We start from the raw sequence: 18627 nt of genomic DNA, 5'->3' as shown, positions 1-18627 counted from the left end.
CGACCATCAGCGAGCCGCAGATGGCCGCGCGCAGCCGGCGGCCATTCAGCACCATGGGCAGGACGTTGACGCCGACAAATCCGGAAATGATGCCCTTGTCGTTCACGTGCACGAGCGGGCGTATCTGCGGATCGCAGCCGGGCGCATCGAGGTAAAGCTGCTGCATGTAACCGGCAAGTGCCGACGGCGGCGTGCTCTGGTCGTTGCGGAACACCCGCTGGAACATGCCTGCGATCGCTGGGATGTCCGCGCGTTCAAGCGAACGGATTTCGCTCATTTTCACCCGTTTCCGGCCGCAAAAAGATAATCATACCAAATATAAACTTTCTATCGGTCCCGCCACATCGAGTTATGAATCTAGTACTTTAAGTCGGGCCAAATATTCGATTTGTGCGAAACGAGACCTAACTCTCTGAAAGAAGACGAATAAAGGCTCTTCATCATTGGTGCAATGCCCCCAGGATGGTGACATCATGTCATCTCCCACTTTGGAGCCACGTCTGCGGCCGCTGAGGGTATGACGCGATAGTTGCATTAACATAATCTCACACTCAAGCTTGTGCCAAGTAGAATTACACCTAAACGAGCCCAACCCGGAATGGCATTGAACGGACTGACGACAGACATATTTGGCGCTTGCGACGCCGCAGAACTGACAATTCGCGAAGCGCATCGAAGCCCACGGCAGGAATTAGTCAATTGGAAAAGACCCCGGGGATAGGGAAAATGAGGGCCGCGCCCGGCTATCCTTTTGGCCGGGGCGGCCATATCGCCTCCACCTCGAACTACCAGGTTTGGCGACCGTACCAGTCATCAACTTCGCGGCGAACCCGGTCCCGTTCGATCCCGTAAAGCTCCTGAATTCGGCCTTCGAGTTGCTCGCGGTTACCAGCGATCTGATCCAGATCATCGTCGGTGAGCTTGCCCCATTGCTCCTTGATTTTGCCTTTGACCTGCTTCCAATTTCCTTCGATACGGTTCCAGTCCATTCTAGGATCCTCCTCAATTTACAGACGCCACCCCAACTCGCGAAGGCCGAATTGGTTCTTGCCAGGCCGACAAAAGATTGAGCGAAAGAAAGCCGGAACCGCCGAGAGCCAAATCCAGGATCAAGGTGGAACGGCAGAGCAGAACGATGCAGCCCAAAGTCAGAAATCGGCAACCAAGGCTGGCATCGTGCAGCCTCCCAATAGGGTGAAGCCACTCAACTGGCCAAAGCAAGTCCAAGGCGTCTGATCAAGGGCAGAGCGCCAAGTCTGCGACCAACGTGGCAGTCGAACGAGCAACGCGAGACCGCGCATGGTCGTAATGAACCAAGACGCGATGCGCCGTCGCACAAGGGCGGAAAGATCGATATAGATGGCTCCGTCCGGCGATCCAGGACGAATTGTGCTATTTCTCCGAAGGAGGCACCGAAACGCGCACGCCGATAAATGACCGGACCTCGCGCTGACGCGGCCCAAGTCCCCCATGAAAGCAGTTCGAATTGCCGCGCAGCGGAACATTTTCGAATGTCGAACGTACTAATTGGGCCAGGTAACACGAAACCGCACATGAATGCCCGGTGGGAAGCGAGCAGAACCGATGCCGTCACGCCCGTTCGATGAGGACGCAGTCGCCGACGACGTCCTTCGCGCGCGTTTCGCTGCGATCGTGGAATCGTCTTTCGATGCCATCGTCAGTAAGGATCTGGATGGCACTGTCCGTACTTGGAACGGAGCCGCGGAGCGGCTCTTCGGCTACATGGCAGACGAAATGATGGGGCAATCCATCCTCACCATTATCCCGCCGCATCTTCACGAAGAAGAAGTGAAACTACACGACCGCTTAAGGCGAGGGGAGCAGATCGAGCCGTTCGAGACAGTACGCCAACGCAAGGCTGGAAGCTACGTTGCCGTTTCGCTGACGGTCTCGCCTATTCGAAACGGCGTGGGCAAGATCGTGGGTGCGTCGGTGGTTGCCCGCGACATTACGTCGACCAAAGAAAAGGAACGGCGCATTCGCCTTCTTCTGCGTGAGGTCAACCACCGAGTTCGGAACCAGTACGCAATCATCCTTGCAATGATCAGGCAGAGCCGCAGCGAGGCATCCAATGCCGCCACTTTCCAAAAACGTCTCGAAGAGCGCATCTGGGCATTGGCGGCCTCTCACGATTTGATTGCGTCGGCCGACTGGAAGGGGGCCGATCTCGGTAATCTCGTCGAGACACAGATGGCGCCCTTTCAACCGGGTGATACCTATGAGATTGCAGGGCCGTCGCTTGCGTTGGTACCAGTCGCGATCGAGAACCTCGGCATGGCGATCCACGAGCTGGCTTTAAATTCGCTGCGCAGCGGCGTCCTGAAAAATCGAACCGGAGCGATCTCCGTGCAATGGGCGCTTGCCCAACGGGGGCCAATCCGAGGTTTCTCGATCACATGGGAAGAGCGGGTCGCACCGGGAAACAAAGGTCCGAGTTTTCCGCACTCCGGGTTCGGAGCCGTCGTGCTGAGGCGCAGCGTGGCGCAAGCGCTGAGCGCGACGGTGGACGTCATCTGCGGTGACGGAGTGCTCCGGTGGCGGCTGGCGGGACAGGCGGATCGTTTCCTGGAGCCATACCAGACTGCCGCGGAGCCACGCCCGACCGATGGGTCATAGCGGCACAGCGGTTCGCGCAGTCATCCTGCTAGGTGCTGGCGACGTTCGTTCATGTATTTGTCCAGGTCACGGCGCGCTGGCCCGACAAGACCGAAAATCTCGCGCGCAACCAAGGGCGTCAAACCGTATTTAGCAATGAATTCCGCGAGGTCGTAATGCCCGGAGTAGACGGCTTCCGACGGATTGATGATCTTCGCGCGCCCTCGTTTTGCAGGTGCAGACGGTTTGCTCCCATAGGAAGCGGGCTGGTCCTGTGCCATCTCAGATCTCCTGATGCCCTATGACGTCGGTATTCGCCTTGCAGCCCACGCCGACCCGTGGGGCATTGCGTAACTGCGCCCAAGTGCTCCAAACGGCTTTTTGTTCCCTGTAGAAACCTTCGAGCACGACGGAAGAAGCTGGTCGACGCTGTCGCATCGTCAGGGCGGTGGCGAGAGGCGGTCGGTTGAGGTTGGTCAGTCGATCTTTCCCATCAGCGCCGTGCCGAGACTGCCCATGGCAAATGAAGCGCCGAAGGCGAAGATCTGCATGAAAAGGGCGACGGGTTCGATTGAGCCGTTGTGTCCAAGTGCCTGGGGGTTCTGGGCAACGATCACCAGGGCGGTCATTGCGCCCAGCAGGAAACCGGACGACAGGTGCCAAAAAAGAAAACGCAACAAGCTAGGCATTTTCCACCTCCGAGAGGCGAGTGCCTTCGGCAACAAGGGCTGTCGCGACCAAGCGATCAATCGGAACTGATCGCCTCGCGGCTCACACGTTCCTCCAGCATCACCAGGTAGGATTGCAGGCGGAGAAGCTTCTTCCGATTGTCGGCAACGAGCGCTTTGATCACCTTGGCGCGGTTGACGCCGGGCGCCGCGCGAACGACCTCGCTCGCATCCGCAAGGATTGCGTCGATCTCGTGTTCGAGCCCTTTCGTCATTTGTCGCAGCATTACCAATTGGTCTTCGAGCCGATGTGCATCCGCATCTGCATCGAGATAAGGCTGGTTGCGTCGTCCAGCATCGAGCGTCGGCGCTTCTTTGCCCATCATCGTGCACTCCTCCGGCAGCCGAACCGACTAGCACGCAATTGGTTCCCGGCATGTGATTTCGCTGGGTTAACGTGCGGCCGCAATGCTGCAATTGATCGTCGTTGCTAACCGGAAATGAGCTTCACAGCCTCCGGATCATGGACGCCCGATCGAAACAGTTTTTGAGGAGGGGAGCACCGACGAGGCGACGCCGGTGCGTGGCCTCGTCGGATCTATCGAGACTTCTTCCGCCCGCGCCGTGTTAGAAACCGGGCAAACTGGGCTTCCTCCGTTCGAAGGCCGTTGGCCGACTTCCCCTTGCTGCTTCCACGCGGGATTGTTTCTCCCGGATTTGAAAGAGCGAGAACGGCCGGATGGACATAGCTCTTGCGACAAACGGCAGGCGTGTTGTGGAGGACTTCCGCCGCCGCCTCGCACATTTGCTTGACTGTTGGGTGCCGGCCCTCCTGCAGGGCTTGTCGCGCGACAGTAAAGGCAGCAACGCTTCCCGCCCAGGTTCTGAACGTCTTGGCGGAGATCGGGGCACCGGAAATATCGGCAAGGTAACGATTGAAACGCCCGGACTCGATAGGTTTAGCCTTGCCATCGGGCCCCACTGACACGAAGAGCTGCCGCCCAGGAAGCTCGGCAATCTCCTCCAGAATCCGCTGTAGTCGGGGATTGCGCAGGCGCCTCCGGACCCGCTGCCCACCCTTTCCCTTGAAGTTCAGTTCGATGCGCCCGTCGCGGATCCTGAGATGTCGCTTGAGAAGGGTAACGGCGCCGTAGCTGCCGTTCTGTTCCACGTAGCTCGAATTCCCGATGCGAAGAGGCGCTTGGTCGAGCAAGGCAGTCAGTACCGCAAGAATTGTGGTCGGGTCGTCAATCGGCCCATTCATCTGTTTGCGGACGGTTCGTCGCATCCGCGGGAGCGCTTTGGCAAAGGCAGGAAGTTGGTCGTACTTGGCGCGGCTTCGCAATTTCTGCCAGGCATCGTGATAGCGATATTGCTTACGGCCGCGCGCATCATAGCCGGTCGCCTGAAGGTGACCGTTCTTATTCATGCAGATCCAGACACGGTCGTAGGCTGGCGGTAATCCAAGCGCTTCGATACGCGCAATGATGCTGGGGTTCTTCAGGGGCGCGCCGTTCGGACGTCGATAACAAAAGCCGTTCGCCGTGCGCGACCGGCTGTAGCCCGGTTCCTTGTCTGAAACGTAGACAAGGTCGGGCTCAGCCGATGATGCACTCTGGCCTATCTCCAATCAGATCCGCCCCATCAACAAGAGGACCAACAGGACGACGACCAGAACGCCCAGGAGACCGGACGGCCCGTAGCCCCAACTCGAAGAATGGGGCCATGCGGGAAATGCGCCGACCAGCAGCAGGATCAGGATGATCAGCAGTACGGTTCCAAGCATCTTGCGGTCCTTCCGCTATTCATGCCCTTGGTTGATAATCATTGCAGGACCTCGATGACCTCGCGGGTCTGCGGATTGATGAGCACTCTCCGGTCGTTAAGGACGACGTAGCCATAGGTAGGCTGATCCGGGATCGTATGGATCTCGACGGTGTCGGGAAGGCGTGTTCCGACCACGAGGTCACCCTGATAGACTACGGAAGGGCTGCTCTGCTCGAGGACGTATGTTTTGACTTCACCGGGCACGACCACGGTCGTCTGCGCCACGGCGATACCGCCGAAGGACAGACCCGCGAATACACTTGCTAGGATGATTTTCTTCATGATCAAGCCTCCTGACTTGCGGGGACTAACCGACGAAAGCGGGAATGGTTCCGAAATGCCGCAAACAGCACCGGGCGGAGCGGCGCGGGTGGGCGAGCGTCTTCGGTCGGTTGCAAGGGTGCGGTGACGATGTCTATTAGCGGCTCAGAATCTGTTGCCTATCCAAGGGAAATATCGCGCTTTACCTCCGGGTCTGATCGATGCCGGAACCCGCGGTCGTCCTCCGAGTTTATTGTCGAACAGGAGGAACGATGGTGAAAACGATCGAAACGAATGTCGACGCCGGTGCCGAACGTGGCTTCGAGTGTCAGTTGGCAATGAGCGATCAATTTCGGCTCCTGACGGAATTTGCCGAACGTGCCGGTTGGTCGTGGGACGAAATCGCGATCGCGTTGCTGGAGTTGACCGATGACTATGTCGCCGCCATGCGCATGCCATTGGAAGCAGCCGTGGAACGCGCCAAATTTGTCCCGAAGAGCAACACACGGCACTGAGCCGCGAAGCTTGGCTTCCACTTCTGTGGGGCGTATCCTTCGTACGGTTTCGCCACCAGTGGCGACACGCATGCGCGACACAGGGACTGTAGGAACGACCAAAGGTAGAAGGAATGGCTTCGGGCAAGAAGACAGATGATGAAAACGTTAGCTTGCTGATGGGCACTTCGGCTCCTCGTGCGGTCGAGCCGGACGTGGGACGCGTGGATGATGTCCCGGACGGGCTGTTGATACTCGCCAACAGGCTGCAGAGGGCTCTCGATTCCCGGCGAGCCGCAACCGCGCCCAGCGCCAGAAGGACTGAGGTGGACAGAAAGACCGAGGACGAACAATGATGCCGGGCCTGCAGCATTTGCGGGTGCTGGTGGCGGAGGATGAGTTCTACGTCGCAAATGACATCGCCCTGTGGCTCGAGCGGGCCGGGGCGACCATCGTTGGCCCCACACCCACAGTGCAAGAAACCTTGAAGAGCCTGTCGACGGTGGACGATATTCAGGTTGCCATCCTCGACATCAACCTGAATGGAGAGTTGGTCTTTCCCGTAGCGGACGAACTCGCACGCCGTTCGGTGCCCTTGATCTTCTTCAGCGGCTACGATGATTTGAGCGTTCCTGAGCGGTTCAGGTCGGCGGCACGTCTTAGCAAATGCGCGGGCTCCTCAGACCTGGTGAGCGCCGTTTTTGAGCAACACCTCCTGAATGTGTCGACCCTTGCCCCAATCTACGGTGGCCTATCCGATCAACTCGTTACAGATCTCGTTCCTGGCCTGCGACTCCGGGCCAGGGTGCTGATGTCGAGCGTCAAGGCGGCGGATTTTCTCGTCGAGCGCACACTCGAACGTGCGATTGTCTTGGCTGCCACGAGAGAGAGGGCACAGCCGCTCGATACGTGGCTACATGAGTTGATGACGATCATTTACAGCGAAGGCCCATACGGGCCGAACTGAGAGCGACCATACCCGGTTACCCAAATGATGGGGTGGGTGTGAATGGGTGGTTCACGGACTTCGTCCGGGTTGGGCGTTCGCTTTTCATCCGGCAGATCTTCGGGTTCTGGTTCCTCGATCGGGCGCGGTGTCCGGTTCGGCTCTGGTACTGGGCGCGGCTGCTGGCCGGGTCTATATGGGCTCGGGCTCATTTCGCTCTCCTCGTTTCCATGAAGAACCGGCGTTTTCCCGCATGGTTCCGAGACGATTTCGAGGATCGTTGCGGGCGGCGCTTTCGAGGGTATCGGACAGATCCGCCGATCCTGCTCGTTCGTCGTCAGACGGGGGGCACCGCCGACGATCGGAGCACTGCTTCCAAGACAATGCGGGAACGGCATGCGTGCCTCACCTGGCGCGTGATGGACGGATTCCGGCATTGTCACAGAACCCTTGTCGGTGCGGAAATCGGCCGAGGCGGAAACGGAACAAATCCAGGTTTTCAGAGTTTGCAGAGCAACACTTGAGGAGGTCAGTGCCATGGACGACAGGGATGAACTCATTCGCCGGCGTGCCTATGCGATATGGGAAAGCGAAGGACGGCCCGAGGGTCAGGACGCGCGACATTGGGAACAGGCAAGCCGGGAACTAGCTGAACGTGAGCGTCCCCATCCCACGCAAGACGCCGACGACGATACCGGAACAATTGTTGCGCCGTCGACGGCTCCGCACGGAAAGGCCGGTCGCCCCGCCGATGAATCCTGAACGTGGAAGGAGAACTCTCATGCGAATTGCTGACATCATGACAAGGGACGTTCACGTCGCCAGCCCGGACGATACGATCTCAACGGTGGCGCGGGAGATGGCCGCAAACGATATCGGCTTCCTGCCGGTCGGCGATAACGATCGCCTGGTCGGCATGATCACCGACCGCGATATTGTCGTACGCTGTGTCGCAGACGGTCGCGACGACAAGACCCGCGTCGGCGATATCATGACTGCCGACGTCAAGTACTGCTTTGACGACGAAGACGTGTCCGAGGTTGCCCGCAACATGGGCGACGAGCAGGTGCGCCGCCTGCCGGTTGTCGATCGCAACAAGCGCCTCGTTGGCATCGTTTCGCTGGCAGATGCGGCACGACGAGATCCTGCTTTGGCGGGCATTGGCCTCAAAGGTGTAACCGCCCCTGGCGGCGCTCACAACCAAAGACCATAACGATGGGTGACACCCGTGATCGGCGCTCACTATGGCGCTCCCCAGTCCTGCTGTCCGCGCCCGAGGAGCGTGCTTGGGCGCGAGAAGTCGCCGTTCACGCTCATGCCGGCCAGCGCGACAAGGCGGGCGATCCCTACATACGGCATTGTCAACGCGTTGCCGATGCCGTTCAGGGCGACAAGGCCAAAACCGTTGCCTTTCTGCACGATGTCCTGGAAAAGTCGCCGGGATGGACAGCTGAAAGGCTGCTGGATTCCGGCTTTTCGCCCGAGGTCGTTGCCGCCGTCGAATGCCTGACGCAACGGCCCGGAGAAACGAAGGATGCGTTGACGATCCGTGCCGCCGCCAACCGGCTTACCCTTGAGGTGAAGCGGGCGGACCTCGGCGACAATCTCGCCCAGATTGAACGCCAAGGCAAAAGCGGCGCGGAATACAGGCGCAGGTTGCATCTGCTTGAGGAAGTCGTCAGCGATAAGCACGCGACGGAAGACGACGAAGACGCTGCGGCAGGCCTAACGAGCCAGGCGCGGCTTGCCCGCATTGATGCCGCTCGCCGCGCACTTCGTAGCCAATATACCGCTCGTGTCGCGAAACGATCTTTCGTCGTTCTTTTCGGCCTGGCGATCGTCGGTGCGTTCTATTTGACCTTCATGCAGTGATCCGAACGTGCCGGTTCATTCAACCGGCACGCCGTTCATGCGGTAGGCGAGCTCGTCACGAGCTCGACTGAGCCGGCTCTTGATGGTTCCAACGGCGCAGTCGCAGATATCGGCGGCCTCCTTGTAGCTCAGGCCATAGCCGGCGACGAGGACCAGGACCTCCCGATGCACGGGGGCCAGCGTTTCCAGCGCAGTGCGCAATTCGCAGTTTAGCACACACCACTCCTGCGGTGGCGCCATGGGTATCGGCAACTCGGCGCAATCGATGACGCCTGGCGCTTCACGCCGCCGCAATTTGTACTGTGTTCGGAACGTATTGTGCATGATGGTAAAGAGCCACGACTTCAAGTTTGTGCCGGGCTCGAAACCATCGATACCGCGCAGCGCGCGGAAAAGCGTTTCCTGCAGGAGATCGTCCGCCTCGAAGTTGGAGGTGACAAATGTGCGTGCAAACGCTCGCAACGCCGGAATGAGTTCAACGACCTGACTCTCCAGCGGCTGAGTTTGCGCTTCCTTTTTGAGGGTGGAAGGCATCGGAAAAACTGCCTTTCTGAATAGCTAAGTTGTTCTTTTAACAATGCGCGGCTGGCTTTTATGTTCCCTCGCCCGCGCTACGCGTTCCAAAGGGCCAGCGCACCTCTAAGCCTCAGGAACAAATCTCAACGGAACTCCAGCAGCCAAGGCGAGGTTGTCGAGCCCGTAAAGTGCTGGCCGCGCTTTTGTGGGGCTGCCCGTGATGACGCGTGCTGGGAAAGGCTCATGGCACGACCTCGTCGTCCAGGAACACGTGGAAGACCTGGGCATCATTCCAGGCCCAGAACGCCCTCAGCGAATTGGTGGACATCGTCAGCCGCGCGGAAATCCGCGCCCGATGACGAAGGCGACCGCGGCATAGGTGAAGAGTGAAAGCGTGAGCCATTTCAAAAACGTGGCATAGAGTCTGCACTGCGCGAAAATCCCAAGAAAAACTCACAATATGCCAAATATCACGCCGTTGGGAACGTCGTGCCGCAGGTTAAATTCGCAACGAAAGGCAATGCGCGCCATTGAGATGAACACATCTTCCACCACCAATTGGTTATATCGACGCATACCACCTAGGTGGGATATTTGATACCTATATCATCGGAACATACTCGGATGGCGTACTTCCTTTTTCATTCGCAAGGGTCCAATTTGATCATATTCCAGAGGAGACCTTTGTAGTAGGGTGAAATCTGTTGCTTACTGTAGAGTATGCGTGTTTCGCGACAGAGGAGAGCCGCAGTCAAGTTAATGCACCAGTATGCTCTCTAAGTAGTTTCCGAAGTATATCGTATGACCGAGTAGTGTGGCGTGAGGGATGCATTGCCGCGCGTGGTCTCAATATTTTCGGATCGGGGAGCATCGAAGTTATGATCTTAAAGGCATCGAACGGAAAGCAAATCGCTCGCGATACCACACACTCATTGGCCAGCGAACACTTCGAAACCGTCAATCCGCCAGAGCCGTCAACACAACAGGAGCACTTGCTCGTTATTATCGACGGGCGCGCGCTTGACCGGCAATGCCTGGCGAAGAGTATCGTCGCACAAAAGTCGGACATGCGTGTGCTGGCCCTTGGTTCAATCGAGGAATGGAGACAGCAACACAGTCAACAACCGCGACTGTCCGCGATCCTGTTAAATATCGGGAGCAGGAAGATCTCGGAACACACCGTCGCCGAAGAGATTCGTAGGTTGTCGTCGGAATTCGACCCCGCGCCAGTCATTGTCTTGGCCGACACGGACGAGCTTGGTCAGATCATGAAGGCGCTCGAATGTGGGGCGAAAGGATACATTCCTTCCTCCGTCAACATCGACGTATGCATAGAGGCCGTCTACCTTGCCTTGGCGGGTGGCATCTTCGTTCCCGCCAGCAGCGTATTTGCGGTGCGGCAGTTGCTGGAGACGGGCAACACAGTCGCGCGGCCGTTTGCCAGCATGTTCACTGCCCGCCAGGCCGAAGTGGCTGAAGCCCTAAGGCGCGGAAAGGCCAACAAGATCATTGCCTATGAACTCAACCTTCGGGAGAGCACAGTCAAGGTTCATGTCCGCAACATCATGAAAAAGATCAAGGCTACGAATAGGACCGAAGTTGCATACAAGATAAACGATCTGTTCCCCGATCACGTTCCAGCAGACGACGCCAACCGACGCCATCGCTGATGAGATTAAGATCGATGCATAGTGCGTTTCAATCTGTGAAGCAGTTCCGCGCGCACTTCTCTTGCATAAGTAAAGGCTTCCGCCTATTCTGAGCGTCCAGACAATCAGCAGCTGCGCCATTGGCGATAAAGTTGCCCTGCCGGCGCCGAAAGCGAAAACGTACCAGACATGCGGGGGATACTCACCTGCAGTGCGGTAGCGTATTCAGATTTTCCAATAGCGTTCAAAACGACAATTAGTTCCAGTCTACTGCTGGACATCGGCTGTTTCGAAAGTCTGCTATCTGAGACGGATCCCCTCCCGGAACTCAAAGCGAACCCGCCACCATATCGGTTGACCCGTATCGTACCCTTGCATCGTTCAGGTGAACTTTGCTTCAACTCTCCCTTCTGCTGCTGATTGCGTCGATCTGGTTTCCGGGCGCCACACGGATTGCCGGGACGGATGGTTCGCTTTCCTTCCTGTTGGCTCTGTCTTGCGCCGTGGTCGGCATAGCATCCTATGGGGCGCTCGGAAAACGCATCCACCGAACTGAGGCGACCTTGGCAACGGCATTGCTTATGACAGCCGGCCTGATCATCATTTTGTCCCTTTTGTCGATGCTCCACGCCGACAATCCGATGCGGACAATGCGGGCGATCTTCGCGCAGATCTTCGGTTTTGCCACGATCCCTGCGATCGCTGCGATCTCTGTCAGGCCGAACGGCGGTGTTCTGATCGAACGGCTGGTTTCGGCGATGATCATCATGAGCGTCGCAACAGCTTGCATCGTTATCGCCGGGCTCGGCGGCGCCAAGTTCGCGGATAGGGCAGAAGGCTATTTCAAGCACGCAAATCAGTTGGGAATAGCGCTTTCGGCTGGCCTGCCGCTGATTGCCGCCCGACTGGTTAGCGCGCGCAAACACCGAATGTTGCTCGCCGGCTGTCTGGTTGCGGTACTCCTGGGCCTGGTGAAGTCCGGTTCCAAGACCAATTTCGTCGTCGGCGTCAGTGGCCTCGGGCTCTTCTTCGCCTTGTATGCCACCTATCTCGTGGTCAGGAGACAGCGCCCGTTGACGGTCATCGCTGGAGTGGTCGCGGCGCCTTTGGTGCTCCAGACAGCACTGTTCATCCTGCAATCCCTCAATCCGCGCGCGCACCGACTTCTGATGACCCAATTGTCCGGCGGCGAGGCGCATTCGATGATCTCGCGCGAGCGGCTGTGGTCCATCTCGATTGATCTGGGTCTTGCGCATCCGTTCACGGGCGTCGGCGCGGGCCAGCCAATCGGCGATATCGCGCCCCACAGCCATAACCTGTTCATCGAATATTTTCGCACCCTGGGTGTCCCCGGACTCGGGCTGATCACCATCATGGTGTTGCTGGTCGTTGTTGTCCTTGCCGGTGCTGTTGTCCCCACGGTGATAGGCGAAGGCAAGAGCAAGTACGCGACCAGCACCAATGCCATGCTGCTTGGATCCGCAGTTTGTGTTTGGAACTATCTTGTGGCCAACCAGATGAGCGACTCCTTCGGCCCATCGACGGCGCCGTTCTTCTGGATCCCGCTCGCGCTGCTGATCGCCTATCGCAGCATGCGGCGATCGCCGGCGCCAGAGACAGGTGAGCGCCTGACTTACCGCGAGGCGATCCCACAGGCTGCGCAGGCTTTGGCACATGAGGGTAGCCGCCTTGGATAGGGATCCTGCGGGGTCGCTGCGGCTGCGCGCCATGGCGGGGGCGGAACCCCAAGGCATCGGCGCCCGACCGCTTCCAGCGGGTATTCGTTTCATCGAGTTCTTCGGTCTTCCGGGAATCGGGAAGACAACCGCTTCGCGCCTGTTGGCTGAAAGGCTGCGGCGTACCGGTTCACTCGTCGATGAAAAAAGGGTGACGTGGGAAGACAAACCTTTGGTCACGCGTCAGCTGAACAGGCTGAGGCTTGTCCTGCCAAGGTTGCGCAATCATGACTTCCGCTCGATCGCATTGCGAACGGCAAGGTTTGTCGCCGAGGATGGTCAGGAGGCGCCTGCGGACCTGATGCGCTGGATTTGGTATCTGTGGTCGGTTGCCGCTTACCTTGTCGAAGAGCGATCGAAGGAAACCGACTTCACAGTCCTTGACCAGGGACTGCTGCAAGGCTTCTGGTCTGTCCTGCTGAAGAGCCGACATAGGGGAACTTCAGAGCACTGGCTGGATATCATGTCCGCCATTGGACTGGACGACATCGTCTTCGTCGACTTGCGCGGTAGTACCGATCTTGCGCGCAATCGGATCCGAGGCAGGGATGATCGCGCCTCCAGGCTGCAACGCGAGCCTTCAACGGGCGAACTGTCGCTCTGGACCAAGGCGGAACGCGCCTATTGTACGATTGCAGCCGACCTTTGGAAGACACAGACCGCAGCGCGCGGCACGCCGATGCTTGCAGTCGTGGACATGACCGCTTCTGCCTCACCGGACGAGGTAGCGGACAAGACGTTGCAAGCGGTGCTTCTGGCCTGCCAGCGTAGGCATAATGCTATCGAACCCGGAGGCCATTGAACGTGAAACTCGATCGTCGATCTTTCATGCGCCTTGCTGGTGTCGGTCCCGCCCTCGCACTGTTGACCGGTTCTGGCGTGACCGACGACCGGCAGGCACCACGCGACGAAGACGATCTGCACGGTACACGCGTCGTGTTAAGAGGCGAATTCGGCTACGCGCAGAAGATGTTGCGCAACCTTCCGCCCGAAACCACGGTTGATGCTACGCGGGCTTTTTTCACTGTCGCCAACAGCCGGAACACGGCTCCGAATGCGATCCTTGGATGCGATATCGGTATGCAGCCGGTCAATCCCTATCCCGTCGTCCTTCGCGATTGCCCCGAGGTTCATTTCGTCGGTGGGCGCATCAACGGCGAAGTGCCGCTTGATACGGACTGGGCGCACACCTACTGCAACAGTGCTGGCCTGCTCGTCAAAAACGGGACGACGCGGCCGACAATCGAGGGCCTGCGGGCGCGACGTTGTTGGGATGGCATTCGCCTGACAGACCAAGCAAACGGCTTTCTGCTCAAGAGCTGCTGGCTGAGCGAGATCAGGGACGATGCGGTGGAAGATGACTACCTCCTCGGCGGTGCCATTCAAGATTGCCTGTTCGACGGCTGCTTTTCGGGCGTAAGCCTCGACCCGGCATCGAATGATCGCGATGGCAGCAAAGAGCTCGTGACGATAGATCGATCACTGATCCGCATGCAGGCTTACCTTGCCAAAGGCGACTTAGTCCACCAAGCGCCAATCAAAGCCTCCGACGTATCCCCACAGCTGAAAATTACGAACTCGGTATTCGCGTTTTCTTCGCCAAAGATGCGAGGTTTTCGGCGTTTGGAACGAACCTGGCAAAGAGTGTCTGAAAGCCAAGGCAATATGCTTTTGTGGCTCCCAGATGAAGCGATGCCACCAGAGCTGCCGCTTCCACCCGCAGGATTTGATTTGCTGACGGGCAATGACGCCCGCAACTATTGGAACAAGTCCCGCCGACAATGGATCACCGCACATCCGCAAGTTCCCCGATTTTTCAATGACGAACTGTGACGTCTTCAAACCGAATGCGCGAGTTGTGCCGGGCAGGGCCTCTGACAAACGCGCTCATGATCTTGAAGAGCATTGAACCCGATCTGAGGTGAAAGCCATGAAAGCAAGACAAGTCGAACTGCTGTGCACTCTGGGTCCGGCATCGCTCAACGACAGGGTGATCCATTGGTTGGAGCGGACAGGCACATCGCTCCTGCGTCTCAACCTGTCGCACACGAAGGTCGAAGATATCGAGCGCATTGTCGGCTTCATCAAGCAGCGTACATCCGTTCCGCTTTGCCTGGACACAGAAGGCGCCCAGGTCCGCACAGGGCCATTTGCCGATGGCAAGGTGACCGTGCGAGAAAATCGGTTTCTGACTGCGCATGCCCGACCAGTCGCGGGTGACCAGTCCGCCATCAGTCTCTACCCGGCATACATCGTCAGCAAGCTCGAAGTCGGCGACTTCGTCAGCATCGATTTCAATGCGGTCCTGTCTCAGGTTGTCGAGAAAGGCGACGGCGAGGTTGTTCTTCGGGTTCTGAACGGCGGAGAGATAGGGCAGAACAAGGCCGTGACGGTGCAGCGTACCATCGAGATGCCGCCGCTCACGGAGAAGGACATCGCCGCGATTGCCATCGGCCGGCGAATGGGCATTCGCCACTTTGCGCTTTCCTTCGCCCATCGTGCCTCCGACGTGGATGTCATCCGCTCCCATGCCGGCAGCGACGCGACGATCATATCGAAGATTGAGTGCCTCAGTGGACTGCGTCATCTGGCAGCCATCGCCGAAAGGTCTCAGGCGATCCTCATCGACCGCGGCGACCTTTCGCGCGAAGTTCCGATCGAACAGATCCCGGCCATACAGAAGATGATCATCAGTCAGGCGAAGGCGCATGGCGCCAAGGCCTATGTCGCAACGAATCTGCTCGAGTCGATGACCAGCGCGCCCACTCCCACACGCGCCGAAGTCAACGATATCTACAACACGTTGGCCGATGGCGCCGATGGTCTTGTTCTGGCGGCAGAGACTGCGATCGGCCAGTATCCAGTCAATTGTGCGCGGATGGTGGCAAAGGTCGCCCAGCAATTCCTGCGGAACGCTAACAATAGCGGGCGGCCCATCCGCGTGCGCCCTTCGGCGCTCACTCCGGGAGTGGAACCCCATGGCGGGCGCCTCGTCTGTCAGGCGGTAGGTTCGGCCGAAATCCGCGACATCAAGCATTTGCCGGTGATCACGGTCGCTGATGAAGAGTTGACCGACGTAGAGCAAATTGCCCGCGGCACCTTCTCACCAATTCGCGGTTTCATGGAAAAAGCCTGCCTGGAGAGCGTGCTCGAAAAAAAGCGGCTGCCTGGCGGGCCAATCTGGACAATGCCGGTTCTGCTGGCCGTGCCGAAAGAAACAGCGACCCGCTACGCCAAGGGCGACCGCATCCTGCTATCCACGCAAGGCGGATCGCCACATTCCGTACTTGATGTATCCGAAGCCTACGAATTCCAACCTGATCGTCTCGCGCGCAAATGGTTCGGCACGGACTCAAGCGAGCATCCCGGCGTCGCCCGCGTACGCGCGCGCGGGGGGCATTTTCTCGCTGGCCACGTCACGCTCGTGCAGCCGCTGCAATTGCCCTGCCGGCGTTATGACCTGACCCCGTCGCAATTGCGGACAGTTTTTGCTCACAAGGGCTGGAACCGGGTGGTCGCATTCCACGGCCGCAACCTCGTTCATCGCGGTCACGAGATGATTCAGCTCGAGGCCCTGGAGCGCACTTATGCCGACGGCCTGTTGATCAACCCCATTGTCGGACCTACCAAGCGTGGAGACTTCCTGCCGCACGTGATCCTCGACGGCTATCAGGCCATGCTGGACTACGGCATTTACCCAGCGGGCAAAGTGGTGCTGTCAAGCTTCATCACCTATCCACGATTTGCTGGTCCCCGCGAGGCCGTATTCACGGCGCTATGCCGCAAGAATATGGGCTGCAGTCACATCATTGTCGGGCGCGATCACTCCGGCGTTGGTGACTTTTACGGAGTAAATGCCGGTCGCGAACTTTTCGACGAGCTCGGTGATATCGGCATCGAACCGATCTTCTTCGATGCCATTGGTTATGACACCCAATCCGAACGCTATGTCGACTTGAGCGCCTGCAGAACAGCCAGCCCCATCAGCGGTACTGAAATCCGGCGCGCGCTGAAGGCAGGCGAAGCATTGCCGAACTGGATGATGCGTTCCGAGGTGCAGGATGTCGTTCGGGCAGAGCTGATGATGAAACACGCGCTGTTCCAGGAATAGTGCGAGGATGGGGAGGATAGATTGTGCAGACAAGGACGCATCTACAGCCCGAAAACCGGCACGTGCGCGCGCTTCCGCAGGCCGGAACGGTCCTATGGTTGCTTGGACCAACTTCGTCCGGCAAGACCACGCTGGCAACACGCGTGGTTGCCGATCTGAGGAGGGCCGGGATTCCCGCCATTCTCTTCGATGGTGATGAGGTGCGCGGCTTCTTTGGCGCTCAGCTTGGTTTCGGTGCAGAAAGCCGGCTCCTTGTGGTTTCGGTTCTTGCGCATCTGGCGAACAAAGCGGCCGAGGCCGGCCTGAATGTGGTTGTCGCGGCGCTCACAGCGGGTGAGGATGCACGCGAATACGTGCGCAAGAATGTCAGAAACCTGACGACGGGCTATGTTGCCTGCTCCATCCAAGGCTGCGCAGAGAGAGACCCGAAAGGGCTCTACGGCAAGGCGATGCGCGGCGAGATCGATACCCTCATCGGCTACAATAGTATCTACCGGCCGCCGGAAAACCCAGACTTCGTTCTCGATACGGAACTCCATTCGCTCGATGAATTGGCTGCCCGTGTCGTCGCCACCTACACAAGGATCGACGGTCGTGCGTGACACCCGCGGCTGTATTGTTGACCGTCCGGTCGCGCCGATATCCGAGGACGCGTTGTGAGCGATTCCGAAACTGCTCGTTTCTTCCTGTCCCTGGTGTTGCTGCTCGTTGCAGCTCTTGCCGGAGGTCATCTGTTTGAGCGGCTGAAGATGCCGCGGGTCATCGGCGAGATAGCCGGCGGCATCGTCCTTGGCCCATCGCTGCTCGGCGCGATTTCGCCCGAAGCACACAAATCGCTGTTTGTGGCTTTCCCAGCGCAGGCCGCTCTGCTGACCGCGTTCTATTGGTTCGGCCTTGTCCTTCTAATGTTCACGGCAGGTTTCAAGGTTCAGGCAGAGGGAGTTGGGGGCGCTGGCCGGATTGTTGTCGCGCTGGTGGTCGGCGCGCTGATGATCCCGTTCACGTTCGGTTATGCGAGCGCCTCGCTTTTTGCAGATACCCAGCTTGGCGATCCCTTCGCCTTTAAATTGGTTATGGGCATAGCTGCCGCCGTCACGTCGATCCCGGTCATTTCGCGCATATTCCTTGATCTCGGCGTGATGGGAACGCCTTTCGCACGCAACGTTATTGGTGCCGCCACGATCCAGGATCTCATCCTCTGGACGATCCTTGCTGTCGCTACCGCAGTCCAGCACGGTGAGGCGGCGAATGCGCTCGGAATCGGGCGCGTGGTCGCCATTACGCTCGGTTTCGTGCTCGCCTCTCTCTTCTTCGCACCCGCAGCCGTAAGAGCACTCCGCCGATGGATGCTCGGCAAATTCAGCGAGGCGCCTTTCACCGGTTACACCATGTTGCTGTGCCTGATCTTCGTCGCTGTGGCGAGCCTGTTGAATGTGAACATCGTTTTCGCAGCGCTTGTCGCGGGCCTTGTTATGGCTCGGTTTCCCTCGCGGCACCTTGCTCCCGTCAAGCAACACATCGCCGACATCGCGATCTGGTTTTTCGTCCCGATCTATTTCGCGCTTGTCGGGCAAAGGCTAAATTTGGCGCAGGAGTTCGATGCCGGTCTGACTGTTCTGTTCATAGGCATGAGCACGGCTATCAAGCTGTTGAGTTGCACGCTTGCCGCGAGAGCCGCCGACTGCGACTGGGTGAGAGCATTCGACTACGGCGTCTCCATGAACACCCGCGGCGGGCCAGGCATCGTGCTGGCCAGTGTGGCGCATGCCGCTGGCATCATCGACGGACGGATGTTCACGGCCCTCGTGCTGGCCTCGATCCTGACCTCGTTTGCCACGGGGCTCTGGTTGCGTTGGCGGATCGTGCGTGATCCGAAGGTGTTTGCCGAATTGGCCGGGTCGCCGGCCGAGTGAGGGTAGGTGGCCGCCAGT

The 18627-nt window shown here is 58.6% G+C and carries 22 protein-coding genes and 1 pseudogene; 13 read left to right on the top strand and 10 right to left on the bottom strand.

Features of this window, described 5'->3' with window-relative positions; translation table 11 throughout:
* Nucleotides 1–277: pseudogene (locus ACTJKE_RS27910) on the bottom strand (hypothetical protein); the annotation flags it as partial.
* A 508-nt stretch (nucleotides 278–785) separates the two neighbouring features.
* Complete coding sequence (locus ACTJKE_RS27905; protein WP_057252190.1) at nucleotides 786–989, bottom strand: CsbD family protein; 204 nt, start codon at nucleotides 987–989, stop codon at nucleotides 786–788.
* 595 nt (nucleotides 990–1584) lie between these two features.
* On the opposite strand from ACTJKE_RS27905, the gene ACTJKE_RS27900 reads away from it, so the two are divergent.
* Nucleotides 1585–2637, top strand: a complete 1053-nt coding sequence (locus ACTJKE_RS27900) for a PAS domain S-box protein (RefSeq protein ID WP_162764616.1) — start codon at nucleotides 1585–1587, stop codon at nucleotides 2635–2637.
* Between the two features lie 20 nt (nucleotides 2638–2657).
* Here the strand turns inward: ACTJKE_RS27900 and ACTJKE_RS27895 are convergent, their stop codons facing one another.
* The 6 genes from ACTJKE_RS27895 to ACTJKE_RS27870 all read right to left on the bottom strand — a co-directional run bounded on the left by ACTJKE_RS27895 (nucleotide 2658) and on the right by ACTJKE_RS27870 (nucleotide 5393).
* Nucleotides 2658–2897, bottom strand: coding sequence for a hypothetical protein (locus ACTJKE_RS27895; protein WP_058328533.1), 240 nt, complete (start codon nucleotides 2895–2897; stop codon nucleotides 2658–2660).
* Between the two features lie 195 nt (nucleotides 2898–3092).
* Nucleotides 3093–3305: a hypothetical protein gene (locus ACTJKE_RS27890; RefSeq protein ID WP_156436948.1), complete on the bottom strand. Its 213-nt coding sequence runs from the start codon at nucleotides 3303–3305 to the stop codon at nucleotides 3093–3095.
* 56 nt (nucleotides 3306–3361) lie between these two features.
* A complete protein-coding gene (locus ACTJKE_RS27885) occupies nucleotides 3362–3670 on the bottom strand; it encodes a hypothetical protein (RefSeq protein WP_058328531.1) in 309 nt (102 codons plus the stop codon).
* Nucleotides 3671–3882: 212 nt separating this feature from the next.
* Nucleotides 3883–4914, bottom strand: coding sequence for a DNA topoisomerase IB (locus ACTJKE_RS27880; protein WP_440693108.1), 1032 nt, complete (start codon nucleotides 4912–4914; stop codon nucleotides 3883–3885).
* Nucleotides 4915–5070, bottom strand: a complete 156-nt coding sequence (locus tag ACTJKE_RS27875; protein WP_082663635.1) for a DUF3309 family protein — start codon at nucleotides 5068–5070, stop codon at nucleotides 4915–4917.
* Nucleotides 5071–5108: 38 nt separating this feature from the next.
* On the bottom strand, nucleotides 5109–5393 hold the full coding sequence (locus tag ACTJKE_RS27870; RefSeq protein ID WP_058324721.1) for a DUF1236 domain-containing protein: 285 nt from the start codon (nucleotides 5391–5393) through the stop codon (nucleotides 5109–5111).
* 251 nt (nucleotides 5394–5644) lie between these two features.
* Between ACTJKE_RS27870 and ACTJKE_RS27865 the strand changes: the two genes are divergently transcribed.
* From ACTJKE_RS27865 to ACTJKE_RS27845, 5 genes are all read left to right on the top strand, one after another.
* Nucleotides 5645–5887, top strand: coding sequence for a hypothetical protein (locus ACTJKE_RS27865; protein WP_113511790.1), 243 nt, complete (start codon nucleotides 5645–5647; stop codon nucleotides 5885–5887).
* Between the two features lie 331 nt (nucleotides 5888–6218).
* Nucleotides 6219–6833, top strand: a complete 615-nt coding sequence (locus ACTJKE_RS27860; protein WP_058328528.1) for a response regulator — start codon at nucleotides 6219–6221, stop codon at nucleotides 6831–6833.
* Between the two features lie 516 nt (nucleotides 6834–7349).
* Nucleotides 7350–7574 carry a DUF2934 domain-containing protein gene (locus ACTJKE_RS27855; protein WP_440693106.1) on the top strand — a complete coding sequence of 75 codons (225 nt, stop codon included), beginning with the start codon at nucleotides 7350–7352 and terminating at the stop codon, nucleotides 7572–7574.
* 19 nt (nucleotides 7575–7593) lie between these two features.
* On the top strand, nucleotides 7594–8025 hold the full coding sequence (locus ACTJKE_RS27850; protein WP_058328527.1) for a CBS domain-containing protein: 432 nt from the start codon (nucleotides 7594–7596) through the stop codon (nucleotides 8023–8025).
* Nucleotides 8026–8027: 2 nt separating this feature from the next.
* Nucleotides 8028–8684: a hypothetical protein gene (locus ACTJKE_RS27845; protein WP_440693104.1), complete on the top strand. Its 657-nt coding sequence runs from the start codon at nucleotides 8028–8030 to the stop codon at nucleotides 8682–8684.
* A gap of 15 nt (nucleotides 8685–8699) precedes the next feature.
* On the opposite strand, the gene ACTJKE_RS27840 is transcribed toward ACTJKE_RS27845, so the two are convergent.
* Nucleotides 8700–9218 (bottom strand): sigma-70 family RNA polymerase sigma factor, encoded by a 519-nt coding sequence (locus ACTJKE_RS27840; protein WP_058328526.1) that lies wholly within the window; start codon nucleotides 9216–9218, stop codon nucleotides 8700–8702.
* 860 nt (nucleotides 9219–10078) lie between these two features.
* On the opposite strand from ACTJKE_RS27840, the gene ACTJKE_RS27835 reads away from it, so the two are divergent.
* On the top strand, nucleotides 10079–10870 hold the full coding sequence (locus ACTJKE_RS27835) for a response regulator transcription factor (RefSeq protein WP_082663633.1): 792 nt from the start codon (nucleotides 10079–10081) through the stop codon (nucleotides 10868–10870).
* A gap of 499 nt (nucleotides 10871–11369) precedes the next feature.
* On the opposite strand, the gene ACTJKE_RS27830 is transcribed toward ACTJKE_RS27835, so the two are convergent.
* Nucleotides 11370–11615: a hypothetical protein gene (locus ACTJKE_RS27830; protein WP_210179065.1), complete on the bottom strand. Its 246-nt coding sequence runs from the start codon at nucleotides 11613–11615 to the stop codon at nucleotides 11370–11372.
* Here ACTJKE_RS27830 and ACTJKE_RS27825 point away from each other — a divergent pair.
* The 6 genes from ACTJKE_RS27825 (at nucleotide 11608) to ACTJKE_RS27800 (ending at nucleotide 18609) form a co-directional block, all read left to right on the top strand.
* A complete protein-coding gene (locus ACTJKE_RS27825) occupies nucleotides 11608–12546 on the top strand; it encodes an O-antigen ligase family protein (RefSeq protein ID WP_197423496.1) in 939 nt (312 codons plus the stop codon). The two genes, ACTJKE_RS27830 and ACTJKE_RS27825, sit on opposite strands and share 8 nt — an antisense overlap.
* The gene (locus tag ACTJKE_RS27820; RefSeq protein ID WP_440693101.1) at nucleotides 12539–13387 is read left to right on the top strand and encodes a hypothetical protein; all 849 of its coding nucleotides are present in this window, start codon (nucleotides 12539–12541) and stop codon (nucleotides 13385–13387) included. Before ACTJKE_RS27825 ends, ACTJKE_RS27820 begins: the two co-directional genes overlap by 8 nt.
* A 2-nt stretch (nucleotides 13388–13389) precedes the next feature.
* On the top strand, nucleotides 13390–14418 hold the full coding sequence (locus ACTJKE_RS27815) for a hypothetical protein (protein ID WP_440660908.1): 1029 nt from the start codon (nucleotides 13390–13392) through the stop codon (nucleotides 14416–14418).
* A gap of 97 nt (nucleotides 14419–14515) precedes the next feature.
* On the top strand, nucleotides 14516–16696 hold the full coding sequence (locus tag ACTJKE_RS27810; RefSeq protein WP_440693099.1) for a pyruvate kinase: 2181 nt from the start codon (nucleotides 14516–14518) through the stop codon (nucleotides 16694–16696).
* 23 nt (nucleotides 16697–16719) lie between these two features.
* Complete coding sequence (locus ACTJKE_RS27805) at nucleotides 16720–17298, top strand: adenylyl-sulfate kinase (protein WP_440660905.1); 579 nt, start codon at nucleotides 16720–16722, stop codon at nucleotides 17296–17298.
* Nucleotides 17299–17352: 54 nt separating this feature from the next.
* Complete coding sequence (locus tag ACTJKE_RS27800; protein WP_082663631.1) at nucleotides 17353–18609, top strand: cation:proton antiporter; 1257 nt, start codon at nucleotides 17353–17355, stop codon at nucleotides 18607–18609.
* Nucleotides 18610–18627 lie beyond the last annotated feature (18 nt).

The organism is Ensifer sp. 22521 (genome assembly GCF_052044795.1).
Taxonomy (GTDB): domain Bacteria; phylum Pseudomonadota; class Alphaproteobacteria; order Rhizobiales; family Rhizobiaceae; genus Ensifer.
Note: the sequence above shows the minus strand (reverse complement) of the source record. Positions and strands in the feature narration are given on the sequence as shown.